Here is a 13028-nt window from a genome sequence, read left to right on the forward strand (position 1 = left end):
ACGGCGCGAGAGGCCGCGGCGGATGAGATTGTCAGTCATGATCGTTTCCTCCGAACATCGTTCTTGTTTGCAGGCAAAGCACGACCTGTCCGGCGGCAGCCGGCCTCGAGGGCCTGCCCGCGCCGGGCACGTCACATCCGCGTGTAGCCCTTGGACGCAAGCATTGCTTGTGAACGCCTTCTGTCAATTTCGTCTTTGGTCGAACGCCGAAAATTATCTCGTGAAAACATATCGCATCACGATATATATTAGTCTTTGTGAGTACGAGGCTGGCGGGTTCGGCGAGAGAAATGGCGCGGCAGACGACGGTGGCGGGTACCCGGAAGCGACGGTCTTGGCCGCAAGGTGCGGAGCGGCAGGAGGCGGGGTGGCCAGTGGAAGAGGCGAACGGACAGCGAGCGACACCGCAGTCCGGCGATGCCTCGCGCATGCCCGATCCGCGCAACTGGCCGGCCGGCCGGCGCGGGCCCGCCGTCGGCCCCGTTCAGGCGAAGCGCGCACCCGGTCCGATGCAGAAGCTGAGCGTGCGCGCCCAGAACGTCCTCAAGGAGCTCGCGGTCGAGCTCACTGCCGAGCAGCCGCCGAAGGGGAATTGGTCGCCCTCGCGCGAATTGCTGCTTGCTCTGACGGCTGAACGCCTCGCCACCGCGCGCAATTGCGGCCCTCACACGATGAGGGAGATCATCGACTGGGCGCAGGGCTGCGGCGTGACCATCAAGCCGGTGATCCCACCCGGCGGCTCGCTGTCGCAGATGTGGGCGGAGATGATTACCAATGCATCCGCCGGTACCTTGACCAGCTCCGAGATTGCCGGCGCGCTGCAGCGCTCGATCCGGCGGAAGAGCGTCCGCATCCCGATCGCGTTACAGGTCATCCTGGTGAAGATCCTGCTGTCCAGCTTCGAATAGGTGGCGATATTTGTGCATCCGGGGCGCCGGTCGGTTGGTTCGGCCTGACCTTCCTTGCTAGTCTCGGTGAGGCCGCCCGTTGCACCGGCTGGCTCGACGTCGCAGGCAGGGAATGGCCCCATCGAAGCGGAAGACGACACGCCCGGCGCGTGCTGTGCCCACAAAGAGTGGCGCGATGCGCGAGGCCGACTACGCGGCGCTTGCGCAGTTTCGCTATCAGCTCCGAACCTTCCTGGCCTTCAGCGAAGCCGCGGCTCAGAGCGCCGGGTTGACGCCGCAGCAGCACCAGGCGCTGCTGGCGATCAAGGGATTGGCTGCCCCTGATGGCGCCAGCGTCGGCGACATCGCGCGCTTCCTGCTGATCCGGCACCACACCGCGGTGGAGCTGGTGGATCGCATGGCGAAACTGAAGCTGATTGGCCGGGAAGCCGACCCCGATGATGCGCGGCGCGTCTTGGTCAAGCTGACAGCGAAGGGCGAGCGGAAGCTGCGATCCCTCTCGCGCATCCATCTGGACGAGCTCAGCGCCGCCGCGCCCGGTTTGGGCAAGATCCTGCGAGCGTTTCGAGCAAAGAGACGCTGAGGACACGCTGAAGAAAGCGCGAAGCCGCGAGCTTTACGCCGCCGCGCCCTGGGCGGCGAGCTGCGCGGCCTGGTGCTCGGTGGTCAGCGCGTCGGTCAGTTCGCCCAGCGCTTCGCCCGCGATCACCTGCGGCAGCTTGTAGAGCGTCAAATTGATGCGGTGATCGGTGACGCGTCCTTGCGGAAAATTGTAAGTGCGGATGCGCTCGCTGCGGTCGCCGGAGCCGACCTTCTCCTTGCGCTCGGCCGAGCGCGCCGCGTCGAGGCGTTGCTGCTCGGCGTCGTAGATGCGCGAACGCAGGATGTTCATGGCGGAAGCGCGATTTTTGTGCTGCGAGCGGCTGTCCTGCATCATCACCACGATGCCGGTCGGGATGTGGGTGATGCGGATCGCCGATTCGGTCTTGTTGACGTGCTGGCCGCCGGCGCCTCCGGCGCGCATCGTCTCGATACGCAAATCATCGTTCCGGATCTCGACATCGACCTCCTCGACCTCGGGCATCACGGCGACGGTGGCGGCGGATGTGTGGATGCGCCCCTGCGTCTCGGTGTCCGGCACGCGCTGTACGCGGTGCACGCCGGATTCGAACTTCAGCTTCGAGAACGCGCCGCGGCCCTGCACCTCCGCGATGATTTCCTTATAGCCGCCGACGCTGCCTTCGCTGGCCGAGATCACCTCGACCTTCCAGCCCTGTAGGGCCGCGAAGCGCTCGTACATCCGGAACAGGTCTCCGGCGAACAGCGAAGCCTCGTCGCCGCCGGTGCCGGCGCGGATTTCCAGCACCACGTTGCGGTCATCCATCGCGTCCTTCGGCAGCAGCGCGACGCGGATCTTCTGGACCAGCTCCTCGATCCTCGGCGTCAGCTCGCCGCGCTCGGCTTCCGCCATGGCGCGCATCTCGGCATCGGTCGCGGGGTCGGCGATCAGTGCCTCGGTGTCGGCGAGCTCCTTGACGGCCGATCGATAGGTCTTGACCGCTTCGATCAATGGCGTGAGCTCGGCGAGCTCACGTGTGATCTGCACATAGCGTTCGGAAGCGAGCTGACCGAGCGATTCGGCCTCCAGCGAGGCGTGATGCGCGAGCAGGACGTCCAGTTTGGCTTCGGGGAGTGACGACATCGGTTCAGTCTCAAAATGCGGAAAAGGGCGAGGCGGCAGGAAGCGGCGACAGGCCCGCTACAACGCCAGGCCTTCGGCCTCGGCAAATTCCGTCAGCTTCTGCCGGATCGAGACGCTGCCGGCGGGCGCGTCCAGCAACGGGCCGAGCATCGCTTCGGCCTTCTTGGCGTCGAGATCGATCACCATCGCCTTGACCGGGCCAAGCGCGGTGGCGGAGAGCGACAGCGAGTGATAGCCCATCGCGATCAGCGCCAGCGCGCCGATCGGCTTCGAAGCCATCTCGCCGCAGAGCGACAGCGATTTCTTCGCGGCTTGCGTCTTGCGTGCGATGTCGCGAAGCGCGCGCAGGATCGGCGCCGACATGGTGTCGAAGCGCTCGGAGACTTTTGCGTTGCCGCGGTCGACCGCGAACAGGAACTGGAACAGATCGTTGGATCCGACCGAGATGAAGTCGACCTTCTTGAGGAGTTCGTCGAGCTGATAGAGCAGCGCCGGCACCTCGACCATGGTGCCGATGTCGATTCTTTCAGGCAGCGTGTGGCCGTGCTGGCGCAGATAGGTCAGCTCGCGCTCGACCAGCGCCTTCGCCGAATCGAATTCGGCGACCTCCGAGATCATCGGGAACATGATGCGCAGCGCGCGGCCACCTCCGGCGCGCAGCAACGCGCGGATCTGGCCGCGCAACAGGCCGGGACGGTCGAGCCCGAGCCGAATCGCGCGCCATCCGAGCGCGGGATTCTCCTCGATCACCGCTTCCATGTAAGGCAGCGCCTTGTCGCCGCCGATGTCGAGGGTGCGGAAGGTGACGGGCTTCGTGCCGGCGGCATCCAGCACGGTGCGATAGAGCGCGAGCTGGTCGCTGGTGCGCGGCAGGCTCTGGCCGACCATGAATTGCAGCTCGGTGCGGAACAGGCCGATGCCGGCGCTGCCGGTGTCTTCGATGTGCGGCAGGTCGATCGCCAACCCGGCATTGATCATCAGCTCGACCTTCTGGCCGTCTTTGGTGACGCAGGGCCGGTCGCGCAGCGCCAGATACTGCGCCTGGCGGCGGGCGCGGAAGCGCACGCGCTCGGCGAAGGCCGCTTCGACCTCCTGCGACGGGCGCACATAGATCATGCCGGAAGTGCCGTCGACGATGACGGCGTCGCCGGGATCGGCGATGCCAGGCGCGTTCGGGACTTCGCCGACCGCGGGAATGCCGAGCGCGCGCGCCACGATCGAGACGTGGGAATTGGCGGTGCCTTCCTCCAATATGATGCCGCGCAGGCGCTTGCGGTCGTAGTCGAGCAGCGCCGCCGGGCCCATCGCGCGCGCGATGACGATGGCATTGTCGGGCAATTGTTCGCGTGAAGGCGCGTGATCCTGGCCGACCAGCTGCCGCATCAGGCGATAGCCGAGATCCTCGAGATCATGCAGTCGGTCGCGCAAATAGGGATCGGTCGAGCGCAGCATGCGCGCGCGGGTGTCGGATTGCACGCGCTCGACGGCGGCTTCCGCCGTGAGGCCGGTGGCGACCGCCTCGTGCAGCTTGTGCGACCAGCCCTGGTCGTTGGCGAACATGCGGTAGGCTTCCAGCACCTCGCGATGCTCGCCGCCTTCCGCGACGTCGCCGCGCTCCAGCATGCGGTCGAGATCGGCGCGCAGCTTGGCGAGCGCGGTGTCGAGCCGCTTGATCTCCTTCGGCAGGTCCTCGGCGATGTAGTCCTTGATGACGACGCGCGGCTCGTGCAGCACGACATGGCCGAGCGCGATGCCTTCCGACAGGATGGCGCCGACCTTCTGCGCCGAATGACGTGCCGCGGGCTCATGGCCCGGCTGGGCCAGCGCAGACAGCTCGCCGGAGGCGATCAGCTCCGCCAGCACCATCGCGGTGGTCTGAAGCGCCTCGAGCTCCTCCTCGACATAGTTGCGCTTGGCACGGTTCTGCACCACCAGCACGCCGAGCGTGTTGCCGGCGCGCAGGACCGGCACGCCGAGGAAGGAGTGGTAGATTTCTTCGCCGGTCTCGGGGCGGAACGAGAACGCCGGGTGACTCTGTGCGTCGTTCAGATTGAGTGGGGTCGCCTCGCTGGCCACAAGGCCAACCAAGCCCTCATGGGCGGTCAGCACGGTGTGGTGCACCGCCTCGCGGTTGAGGCCTTCGGTGGCATAGAGCTCGAGCGTGTTGTCGACGCGCAGCACATAGACCGAGCACACCTCGGCCACCATGTTGGCGGCGATCAGCACCACAATCTTGTCCAGCCGCTCCTGGGCCGAGACCTGCTCCGCCATGGTTTCGCGGAGCCGTCTCAACAAGACGCGGGGACCTCCCGACGCGCTCCGCATGGACCGTCAATCTCCTCCGTCTGCCGGGGCCGAAAGGGCCCGCGGCGGCTCGCCCAGAAATCCAGAAAAACAACAAATTTGCTCGTCCGGCGCCAGCCCCGGCGGTTGCCTGGGCCGAATCAGCACCGCCTCAACTGGGGCACAGTTTCCGGCAGCCCACCCTGTTCGCCGTATAGCGAATTGGGGTTTGTTTTGCCAAGCAAAACGCCTGCCAAACACGAAAGTGTGGACACTTCGCGTTTGCTGCGACCGCTAAGAGAAAATTAGCCTAAGCCTGATCGAGACCGTAGAGCGTGTGCAAGGTGCGCACCGCAAGCTCGGTATAGGCGGTGTCGATCAGGACCGAGAATTTGATCTCGGAGGTTGTAATGGCCCGGATGTTGATATTCCGTCCTGCGAGGGCCGAGAACGCTTGGGCGGCAACGCCGGCATGGCTGCGCATGCCGCTGCCGATCACCGAGATCTTGGCGACGTCGGTCGCGGTGTCGAGCCGGGCATAATTGATCTGGCCCTTGGCCGCGGTGATCGTCTCCTTGGCCCTGGTGTAGTCGGCGGCCGGAACCGTGAAGGTGAGGTCGGTGGTCTTGCCGTCCTCGGAGACGTTCTGCACGATCATGTCGACGTTGATGTTGGCCTCCGCGAGCGGGCCGAAGATCGACGCCGCCACGCCGGGCTTGTCCTCGATCTGGCGTACCGAGATCTGGGCCTCGTCCTTCGAAAAGGCGATGCCGGTGACGACGTGGCTTTCCATGATCTCCTCCTCGCTGCAGATCAGCGTGCCGGGCGGCTGGTTGGCATGCGGATCGATATCCTCGGGCTTGTCGAAGCTCGAGCGGACGAAAATCGGCATGTTGTGGACCATACCGAGTTCCACGGAGCGGACCTGGAGCACCTTGGCGCCCTGGGAGGCCAGCTCCAGCATGTCTTCGAACGCGATCTTGTCGAGCCTCTTGGCCTTCGGCACGATTCGCGGATCGGTGGTGTAGACACCGTCGACGTCGGTGTAGATGTCGCAGCGGTCCGCCTTGACGGCGGCGGCGATTGCCACGGCCGAGGTGTCGGAGCCGCCGCGGCCGAGCGTGGTGATGCGGTTGGTCTCCGGGTTGATGCCCTGGAAGCCGGCGATCACGGCGACTTCCTTGCGCTCCCTGAAGCGCTTGATGATCTCGCTGCCGTCGATGCCCTCGATCCGGGCCGAAGCATGGGCGTCGCTGGTCGTGATCGGGATCTGCCAGCCCTGCCAGGAGCGGGCCTGGATACCCATGCCCTGAAGCACGATGGCAAGCAGGCCGGAGGTCACCTGTTCGCCCGAGGCGACCACGGCGTCGTATTCGCGCGCGTCGTGCATCGGCGAGGCCTCGGTGCACCAGCCCACCAGCTCGTTGGTTTTACCGGACATCGCCGAGACGACCACGGCCACTTCATGTCCGGCGTCGACCTCACGCTTCACATGGCGTGCGACGTTGCGGATACGTTCGATGTTGGCGACGGATGTGCCGCCGAATTTCATCACGAGGCGGCTCATGACGACGCGTGCATTCCTTCATAAGGATCAGTATGGTGGCCCGCACTGGACGGGCCTCGCGGACACCGACCGCGCGTATACATAGCGGCGGGGCCGGGGGCAAGCGGGTTCCTGCGGGGCAGGGTGCGGGGGTAGTGGGTTAACCGAGATCATGGCGCGCTATATCGACGAGATCCTGCAGCCTGGCGAGAAGGTGCTGTATTCGACCAATGCGCACTGGATCTTCTATTTCCCGGCGATCCTGGCCTGGATCGTGGCGCTGATCCTGTTCGTCCTGTCCCGGCAAACCATCGTCGAGGGGCTTGTCCTGCTCTGTCTCGTCGCGGCCGGCCTGGTAGCTCTGGCGGCGCTGTACTGGACTGTGAAGGGCTGGTTCCATCGCTTTACCACCGAGACCGACGTGACCAATTTGCGGGTCGTGCACAAGACCGGCTTCATCAAGCGCCGCACCTTCGAGATGGCGCTGGACAAGGTCGAGAGCGTCGATGTGAATCAGACCATTCTTGGACGTATTCTCAACTATGGCGATGTGACCATCAATGGCGTGGGGGAAGGTCGCGAAACCATCCGGACCATCGCCTCGCCGCTCGCCTTCCGTAGTTCGATCACCACGCGGTAGGACCGCGCGTAACCATGAGCATGCAGCAAGATACTTCCGCAACCGCAACCACCCCGCCGGGCTCGACCGTCGACGCCGCCGAGATCGCGAAATTCTCAAAACTTTCGGCCGAGTGGTGGGACCCCAACGGCAAGATGGCGCCGCTGCACCGGATCAACCCGCTGCGGCTCGGCTACATCCGCGATGCCGCCTGCCGCAAGTTCGAGCGCAACGTGCGCAGCCTCAACTGCCTCGGCGGTCTGCGCGTGCTCGACATCGGCTGCGGCGCCGGCCTGCTCTGCGAGCCGCTGTCGCGCCTGGGCGCGCAGGTCATCGGCGTCGATCCGTCGGTCAGCAACATCGCGGCCGCGAAGCTGCATGCCGACAAGGCGCATCTCGCGATCGACTATCGCTGCACCACGGTGGAGGAGATCGACCCGCGCGAGCGCTTCGACATCGTGCTGGCGATGGAGGTGGTCGAGCACGTCGTCGACGTCGGCGTTTTCCTGAAGCGCTGCGCGGCGATGCTGAAGCCGAACGGCCTGATGGTGGTCTCAACGCTGAACAGGAACTGGAAGAGCTTTGCGCTCGCCATCGTCGGCGCTGAATACGTCCTGCGCTGGCTGCCGCGCGGCACTCACGAGTGGAACAAGTTCGTCACCCCCGACGAACTGACGAAATACCTGCTCGACAATCGCCTGGTCATCACCGAGCAGACCGGCGTCGTCTACAGCCCCTTCGCCGACAAATGGACCTTCTCGTCAGACATGGACGTGAACTACATGGTGGTGGCGGAAGGCATGGTGTGAGGCCGCGCCGCTCGTGGCGGCCTAGCTGTCTCCGCAAATATAGGTGTCGTCCCGGCGAAGGCCGGGACCCATACCCTCAGGAAGAAGTTGCGGCGCGAAGCAGGCAACCACGAATCTTCGCCAAATCACTCCCTGTGGTTATGGGTCCCGGCCTTCGCCGGGACGACACTGAGTTTGTGGCGATAGCATCGCTCCCATGACGTTCGTGTGGTTGACCCATCGAACAGCTAGCGGCAGGTTGGCCGCGATCTCTGGCCCCCGCACCCCATCCCCCATGTTCACCATCGCCAGCCTCTGGATTCCCTTCACCGTCATTGCCGCGCTCGGCCAGGTCGCGCGCAATGCGATGCAGCGGTCGCTGACGAAGCCGCTGGGGACCTGGGGCGCAACCAATATCCGCTTCCTGTTCGGCTTTCCGTTCTCGCTGCTGTTTCTCGCGGTGGTGCTGGCCGCCACCGGCGATCATCTCGGCATGCCGCCCGGCGTGTTCTGGCCGTGGCTCCTGCTCGGCGCCCTCAGCCAGATCGTCGCGACCGGCCTGATGCTGCTCGCCATGAACGACCGCTCTTTCGTGGTGACGACGGCCTATTTGAAAACCGAGGCGATCCAGACCGCCATCTTCGGATTCGTCTTCCTCGGCGATCATCTGACATGGCTCAAGGTGCTTGCGATCGTGATCGCGACCATCGGCGTCGTCATCACCGCGCTGCGTCCCGGTGGCGAGAAGAGCTTTGCCGAATTGAAGCCGACCATCACCGGCCTCGTCGCGGCGGCAGCGTTCGCGTTATCAGCGGTCGGTTTCCGCGGCGCCATCATCAACGTGCCTGATGTCTCGTTCGTGACGGCGGCATCGTTCACCCTGGTGCTCGGCCTGTTCGTGCAGACGCTGATCCTGACGATCTACCTGCTCTGGCGCGCGCCAAAAGTGCTTCAGGGCATCCTCTCGATGTGGCGACCCTCGATGCTGGCCGGCTTCACCGGCGCCTTCGCCTCGCAGTTCTGGTTCCTCGCCTTTGCGCTGACGGCCGCCGCCAATGTCCGCACGCTCGCCTTGATCGAGGTACTGTTTGCGCAAGGTGTGGCATACTATTCGTTCAAGCAGCCGATCGCGCCGCGCGAGATCATTGGCATCGCGCTGATCGTGCTCGGCGTGGCGGTGCTGGTGGGAGCCTAATTCCGATCTTCCGGCAGCGTCGGCAGCGGCGACACCTCGATGCCTTCGTCGATCAGCGACTTGGCCTCGTCGGGTGAGGCCTCGCCGTAGATCGGACGGTGCTCCTTGTCGCCGTAATGCATCGCGCGGGCTTCGGTGGCGAATCGCTCACCGACATTGTCGGCGTTCTTCACGATGTGATCGCGCAGCTCTTTGAGCTTGGCACGCAGCTCGCGCTCCTGCGCCATCAACAGCGAGGTCGGTGCGGATTGCGCAGCCTCGGGCGCGGGCGTCGTGGCGGTGGGCTCAGGCGGCGGCGTGGCGCGTCCGCGGCCCTTCTTGCCGACGACGCGCGGCGCCATGATCGCCTTTTCGACCTTGGCCGAGCCGCAGATCGGGCAGGTCACGAGCTTGCGCTTCACCTGAGAATCGTACGCGGCCGAGCACTGGAACCAACTCTCGAAGTCGTGGCTCCGGTCGCAGCGGAGCGCGTAGCGGATCATGCCGATCCCCGCACCAGGTGCAGATGGTCCGGCCCCGCCTTGGGGTCGGCGACGCCGAAGCGGCGGCCGTGCTGGAGCGAGGGGATCGCGCGGCGCGCGGTCTCGACCTTGGCCGGGTCGATTTTTGCCATGATGATGCCGGGCTCGACGTCGCCTTCGGCGAGGATCTCGCCCCAGGGATCGATGATCAGCGAATGGCCATAGGTCTCGCGCTTGTTCTCATGCAGGCCTGCCTGCGCCGCGGCGAAGATGAAGCACCCGGTCTCGATCGCGCGCGCACGCAACAGCACGTGCCAATGCGCCTCGCCGGTCTTGCGGGTGAAGGCCGAGGGTACCGTGATGAAGTACGCGCCGCTTTCGGCCAGCGCGCGGTAGAGCGCGGGGAAGCGCACGTCATAACAGATCGTCAGGCCGACGCGGCCCCAGGGCAGGTCGGAGATCACGGCCGTCTCGCCCGGCTGGTAATTGGCGGATTCGCGATAGCTCTCGCCGTCCGGCAGCTCGATGTCGAACATGTGGATCTTGTCGTAGCTCGCGAGCACATTGCCCTCGGGCCCGATCAGGAAGGAGCGGTTGACCGCTTTTTCGTCCGAAAAGCGCAGCGCCAGCGAGCCGACATGGATGTGGATCTTCAGTTCGGCCGCGAGCGCCCGGTAGGCCCTCAGCGAGTTGTCGTCGTCTTGGCTCTGGAGGTGCTCGAACAGTGCCTTGCGGTTGAGCTGCATCATGTTGCTGACTTCGGGCGTCTGCACGTAGTCGGCGCCATTGGCCGCAGCCTGGCGGATCAGCCGGGTGGCCTGCGCGAGGCTCGGCTCGGGCATCAGGCCGGTGCGCATCTGCACCATCGCCGCCGTGAAGGTCCTGGTGTCGCTCATGACTCCGCCCTGACGCTTTCGAGCATGGCGTCGAGCTTGCCTTCGCGATCGAGCGAGTAGAGCTCGTCGCAGCCTCCGACATGGGTTCCGCCGATCCAGATCTGCGGGAAGGTCGAGCCCTCGCCGGCGCGATCGTACATCTCCTGGCGCCAGGACGGGTTCTTGGCGATATCGAACTCCGTGAAGGTCGCTTTCTTGCGGGTCAGCAGCGACCTGGCGGCGGAACAATAGCCGCAGCCCGGCCTCGTGTAGATCTCGACAGCAGCGGTCATCTTGTCTGGCGCTCTCATGTCATGAATTCATTGAATTATATGGGACTTCACCGGCTCTCGACAACCCGGGCAAACACCAGCACGTCCACTTGCGCCGGCTTGGCCCGGAGCAGGGCCCGCGCACAGGCACCCAGTGTCGCACCGGACGTCAGGACGTCGTCGATGAGGACAATGCGCCGACCCTGAACCTCCGCCTGACGGTCGGGGGATACCTGGAATGCGCCCTGCACATTGGTGGCGCGCTGGGCTCGCGACAGGCCGATCTGCTGCTCGGTCGCGCGTACCCGGCGCAGCACCTCAGCCTTCGCCTTCACCCCGCTTTGCCGCTCGATGATCCGCGCCAGCGCCCCGGATTGGTTGTAACGGCGGCGCCAGGCCCTTCGCCAATGCAGGGGAACGGGCACCAGCATGTCGGCCTCGGCGAGCAACTCGCCGCCCGCGCGCGCCATCCAGCGGCCCATGGCAGGCGCCAGATCCGTGCGGTCCTGGTATTTCAGCGCATGCACCAGGGTGCGCGCGACGTCGTCATAACGCACCGCAGCGCGCGCACGCTGGTAGGCGGGCGGGCTCGCGATCGCCTCCATCGACAGCATGTCGGGGCCGGGATCGTACACAAAAGGAATGCCGAGCCGCGGGCAGTAGGGCCGTTCGATGAACGACAGCCGCGCCCAGCACGCCGCGCACACGCCCTCGCCGTCAACCGGCTCGCGGCAGGACACGCATAGCGTCGGCAGCGCGATGTCGAGCGCAAGCCGTGCCGCACGTGACAGCACGTGCCGGCCAGCCGTCCATGCGGCACGCAAGGGGGCGGCGATGGAACGAGAAGGGGCGGCGTCGGATGCCATGGCCGAAAGCTAGCGCCCCACGCACCGGATTGCCAGAACCGTCGCGATCGGCGTAACCAGCGGCATGGCTCAAGATCCGCAAACCCCGCCCGCTTTGTTCGATCGTGCTTTGCTGCATGCGCGACAGCGCCGCGCGCAGGCGCAAGGTGCCGTGAGCTTCCTGCTGGATCGGGTCGCCGAGGACATGTCCGACCGGCTGGCCGCGGTGATGCGGGAGTTTCATACCGCGGTCGATCTCTGGACGCCCGGCGAGGGTCTGGCGGTGCTGCGCGCGCGACTGCCTTCGATCGAGCGCATTAATCTCGATGCGTCGGGTGCGGAGAAGCTGCCCTTTGCGCCCGAAAGCCTCGACCTCGTGCTCTCGGCGCTGGCGCTGCAATTCGTCAACGATCTGCCGGGGGTACTTGCGCAAATCCGTCGCGCGCTGAGGCCGGACGGGCTGCTGCTGGCGGCGATGATCGGCGGCGACAGCCTGACCGAGCTGCGCCAGGCTTTTGCCGCCGCCGAGGCCGAATGCGAGGGCGGCGTGTCGCCGCGCGTCGCACCGTTTGCCGATCTGCGCGACGTTGGCGCGCTGTTGCAGCGGGCGGGGTTTGCGCTGCCGGTCACCGACGTCGACCGCGTCGTGGTGCGCTACGCCAACGCGTTCGCGCTGATGCAGGATATCAGGCGCATGGGCGCCGCCAATGTGCTGATCGAACGGCGGCGCACGCCGAGCCGGCGATCGACGCTGCTGCGGATGGCGGAAATTTACGCGGACCGCTTTGCCGATGCCGACGGCCGCATCCGTGCGACATTCGATATCATCTGGCTCTCCGGCTGGGCCCCGCATGCGAGCCAGCAGCAGCCGCTCAAGCCCGGCTCAGCGAAGGCGAGTCTGGCGGAGGCGGTGAAGAAGGCGGGGAAAGAGTAATCCTCATAGTGAGGAAGCGCGTCAGCGCCGTCTCGAACCATGCAGGCCCGGCTCTCATCCGCAGCCATCCTTCGAGACGACCGCTGCGCGGTCTCCTCAGGATGAGGTCTGAGCTCACATCAGCAGATCAATCAAATGCGGGATCAGCGGAATGTCCGCGGGCGGCATGGGATAGTCGCGCAGCTTGTTGGCGCGGACCCAGGCCAGGGTCTGGTCTTCGCGTGGCATGACCTGTCCCTCCCAGCGCCGGCAGATGTAGAGCGGCATCAGGAGGTGAAAGGTCTCGTAGCCGTAGCTTGCGAATGTCAGCGGCGCCAGGCAGGGCTCCGCGACGGTGATGCCCAGCTCCTCGTGGAGTTCGCGGATCAGGCTCTGCTCCGGCCGCTCGCCGGGCTCACACTTGCCGCCGGGAAATTCCCAGAGGCCGGCCAGCGTCTTGCCCTCGGGGCGCTGCGCGATCAGGACGCGGTTGTCGGCGTCGACCAGCGCGCAGGCCACCACCAGCGTCAGTTTGAGATCAGCCATGCCTGGAATGTCGCTCGCTGAAGGTCATTCGCAACAGTTCGTTAACCCTGTTAAGGCCCGTATTTCCGAGGTCTC

At 65.5% G+C, this 13028-nt stretch carries 14 protein-coding genes; 6 read left to right on the plus strand and 8 right to left on the minus strand.

What is annotated here, in order from left to right:
- Nucleotides 1-374: 374 nt before the first annotated feature.
- Together IVB48_RS29750 and IVB48_RS29755 are read left to right on the plus strand one after the other, a co-directional pair.
- Nucleotides 375-908 (plus strand): hypothetical protein, encoded by a 534-nt coding sequence (locus tag IVB48_RS29750; protein ID WP_247282963.1) that lies wholly within the window; start codon nucleotides 375-377, stop codon nucleotides 906-908.
- Between the two features lie 112 nt (nucleotides 909-1020).
- Complete coding sequence (locus tag IVB48_RS29755) at nucleotides 1021-1491, plus strand: helix-turn-helix domain-containing protein (RefSeq protein WP_247284068.1); 471 nt, start codon at nucleotides 1021-1023, stop codon at nucleotides 1489-1491.
- Between the two features lie 33 nt (nucleotides 1492-1524).
- Here the strand turns inward: IVB48_RS29755 and prfA are convergent, their stop codons facing one another.
- The 3 genes from prfA to IVB48_RS29770 all read right to left on the minus strand — a co-directional run bounded on the left by prfA (nucleotide 1525) and on the right by IVB48_RS29770 (nucleotide 6460).
- The gene (gene prfA, locus IVB48_RS29760) at nucleotides 1525-2610 is read right to left on the minus strand and encodes a peptide chain release factor 1 (protein ID WP_027568011.1); all 1086 of its coding nucleotides are present in this window, start codon (nucleotides 2608-2610) and stop codon (nucleotides 1525-1527) included.
- Between the two features lie 57 nt (nucleotides 2611-2667).
- Nucleotides 2668-4935 carry a phosphoenolpyruvate--protein phosphotransferase gene (ptsP, locus tag IVB48_RS29765; RefSeq protein WP_247405684.1) on the minus strand — a complete coding sequence of 756 codons (2268 nt, stop codon included), beginning with the start codon at nucleotides 4933-4935 and terminating at the stop codon, nucleotides 2668-2670.
- Between the two features lie 268 nt (nucleotides 4936-5203).
- Nucleotides 5204-6460 carry an aspartate kinase gene (locus tag IVB48_RS29770; protein ID WP_247405687.1) on the minus strand — a complete coding sequence of 419 codons (1257 nt, stop codon included), beginning with the start codon at nucleotides 6458-6460 and terminating at the stop codon, nucleotides 5204-5206.
- A gap of 151 nt (nucleotides 6461-6611) precedes the next feature.
- On the opposite strand from IVB48_RS29770, the gene IVB48_RS29775 reads away from it, so the two are divergent.
- The 3 genes from IVB48_RS29775 to IVB48_RS29785 all read left to right on the plus strand — a co-directional run bounded on the left by IVB48_RS29775 (nucleotide 6612) and on the right by IVB48_RS29785 (nucleotide 9041).
- Complete coding sequence (locus IVB48_RS29775) at nucleotides 6612-7079, plus strand: PH domain-containing protein (RefSeq protein WP_247405690.1); 468 nt, start codon at nucleotides 6612-6614, stop codon at nucleotides 7077-7079.
- Nucleotides 7080-7093: 14 nt separating this feature from the next.
- Nucleotides 7094-7867 (plus strand): bifunctional 2-polyprenyl-6-hydroxyphenol methylase/3-demethylubiquinol 3-O-methyltransferase UbiG, encoded by a 774-nt coding sequence (gene ubiG / locus IVB48_RS29780; protein ID WP_247405695.1) that lies wholly within the window; start codon nucleotides 7094-7096, stop codon nucleotides 7865-7867.
- A 274-nt stretch (nucleotides 7868-8141) separates the two neighbouring features.
- A complete protein-coding gene (locus IVB48_RS29785; RefSeq protein ID WP_247363094.1) occupies nucleotides 8142-9041 on the plus strand; it encodes an EamA family transporter in 900 nt (299 codons plus the stop codon).
- Here IVB48_RS29785 and IVB48_RS29790 read toward each other — a convergent pair.
- The 4 genes from IVB48_RS29790 to IVB48_RS29805 are packed head-to-tail and all read right to left on the minus strand — an operon-like array spanning nucleotide 9038 to nucleotide 11515.
- On the minus strand, nucleotides 9038-9523 hold the full coding sequence (locus IVB48_RS29790; RefSeq protein ID WP_247405697.1) for a DUF1178 family protein: 486 nt from the start codon (nucleotides 9521-9523) through the stop codon (nucleotides 9038-9040). The two genes, IVB48_RS29785 and IVB48_RS29790, sit on opposite strands and share 4 nt — an antisense overlap.
- Nucleotides 9520-10398 carry a carbon-nitrogen hydrolase family protein gene (locus tag IVB48_RS29795; RefSeq protein WP_247405700.1) on the minus strand — a complete coding sequence of 293 codons (879 nt, stop codon included), beginning with the start codon at nucleotides 10396-10398 and terminating at the stop codon, nucleotides 9520-9522. Before IVB48_RS29795 ends, IVB48_RS29790 begins: the two co-directional genes overlap by 4 nt.
- Nucleotides 10395-10670: a glutaredoxin 3 gene (grxC, locus tag IVB48_RS29800; protein ID WP_247406454.1), complete on the minus strand. Its 276-nt coding sequence runs from the start codon at nucleotides 10668-10670 to the stop codon at nucleotides 10395-10397. Before grxC ends, IVB48_RS29795 begins: the two co-directional genes overlap by 4 nt.
- Before the next feature lie 47 nt (nucleotides 10671-10717).
- Nucleotides 10718-11515: a ComF family protein gene (locus IVB48_RS29805; protein ID WP_247405704.1), complete on the minus strand. Its 798-nt coding sequence runs from the start codon at nucleotides 11513-11515 to the stop codon at nucleotides 10718-10720.
- Nucleotides 11516-11579: 64 nt separating this feature from the next.
- Here IVB48_RS29805 and IVB48_RS29810 point away from each other — a divergent pair, with 64 nt between their 5' ends.
- Nucleotides 11580-12428 carry a methyltransferase domain-containing protein gene (locus IVB48_RS29810; RefSeq protein ID WP_247405707.1) on the plus strand — a complete coding sequence of 283 codons (849 nt, stop codon included), beginning with the start codon at nucleotides 11580-11582 and terminating at the stop codon, nucleotides 12426-12428.
- Nucleotides 12429-12542: 114 nt separating this feature from the next.
- Here the strand turns inward: IVB48_RS29810 and IVB48_RS29815 are convergent, their stop codons facing one another.
- Complete coding sequence (locus tag IVB48_RS29815; protein ID WP_247405710.1) at nucleotides 12543-12953, minus strand: (deoxy)nucleoside triphosphate pyrophosphohydrolase; 411 nt, start codon at nucleotides 12951-12953, stop codon at nucleotides 12543-12545.
- Between the last annotated feature and the right edge of the window lie 75 nt (nucleotides 12954-13028).

This window comes from Bradyrhizobium sp. 76 (assembly GCF_023073025.1).
Lineage (GTDB): Bacteria > Pseudomonadota > Alphaproteobacteria > Rhizobiales > Xanthobacteraceae > Bradyrhizobium.

What these genes read in the sequence shown, in the direction of transcription:
- IVB48_RS29755 (WP_247284068.1), top strand. Translation starts at nt 1,021, where the DNA reads ATGGCCCCATCGAAGCGGAAGACGACACGCCCGGCGCGTGCTGTGCCC.
- prfA (WP_027568011.1), bottom strand. Translation starts at nt 2,610, where the DNA reads ATGTCGTCACTCCCCGAAGCCAAACTGGACGTCCTGCTCGCGCATCAC.
- ptsP (WP_247405684.1), bottom strand. Translation starts at nt 4,935, where the DNA reads ATGCGGAGCGCGTCGGGAGGTCCCCGCGTCTTGTTGAGACGGCTCCGC.
- IVB48_RS29770 (WP_247405687.1), bottom strand. Translation starts at nt 6,460, where the DNA reads ATGAGCCGCCTCGTGATGAAATTCGGCGGCACATCCGTCGCCAACATC.
- IVB48_RS29775 (WP_247405690.1), top strand. Translation starts at nt 6,612, where the DNA reads ATGGCGCGCTATATCGACGAGATCCTGCAGCCTGGCGAGAAGGTGCTG.
- ubiG (WP_247405695.1), top strand. Translation starts at nt 7,094, where the DNA reads ATGAGCATGCAGCAAGATACTTCCGCAACCGCAACCACCCCGCCGGGC.
- IVB48_RS29785 (WP_247363094.1), top strand. Translation starts at nt 8,142, where the DNA reads ATGTTCACCATCGCCAGCCTCTGGATTCCCTTCACCGTCATTGCCGCG.
- IVB48_RS29790 (WP_247405697.1), bottom strand. Translation starts at nt 9,523, where the DNA reads ATGATCCGCTACGCGCTCCGCTGCGACCGGAGCCACGACTTCGAGAGT.
- IVB48_RS29795 (WP_247405700.1), bottom strand. Translation starts at nt 10,398, where the DNA reads ATGAGCGACACCAGGACCTTCACGGCGGCGATGGTGCAGATGCGCACC.
- grxC (WP_247406454.1), bottom strand. Translation starts at nt 10,670, where the DNA reads ATGACCGCTGCTGTCGAGATCTACACGAGGCCGGGCTGCGGCTATTGT.
- IVB48_RS29805 (WP_247405704.1), bottom strand. Translation starts at nt 11,515, where the DNA reads ATGGCATCCGACGCCGCCCCTTCTCGTTCCATCGCCGCCCCCTTGCGT.
- IVB48_RS29810 (WP_247405707.1), top strand. Translation starts at nt 11,580, where the DNA reads ATGGCTCAAGATCCGCAAACCCCGCCCGCTTTGTTCGATCGTGCTTTG.
- IVB48_RS29815 (WP_247405710.1), bottom strand. Translation starts at nt 12,953, where the DNA reads ATGGCTGATCTCAAACTGACGCTGGTGGTGGCCTGCGCGCTGGTCGAC.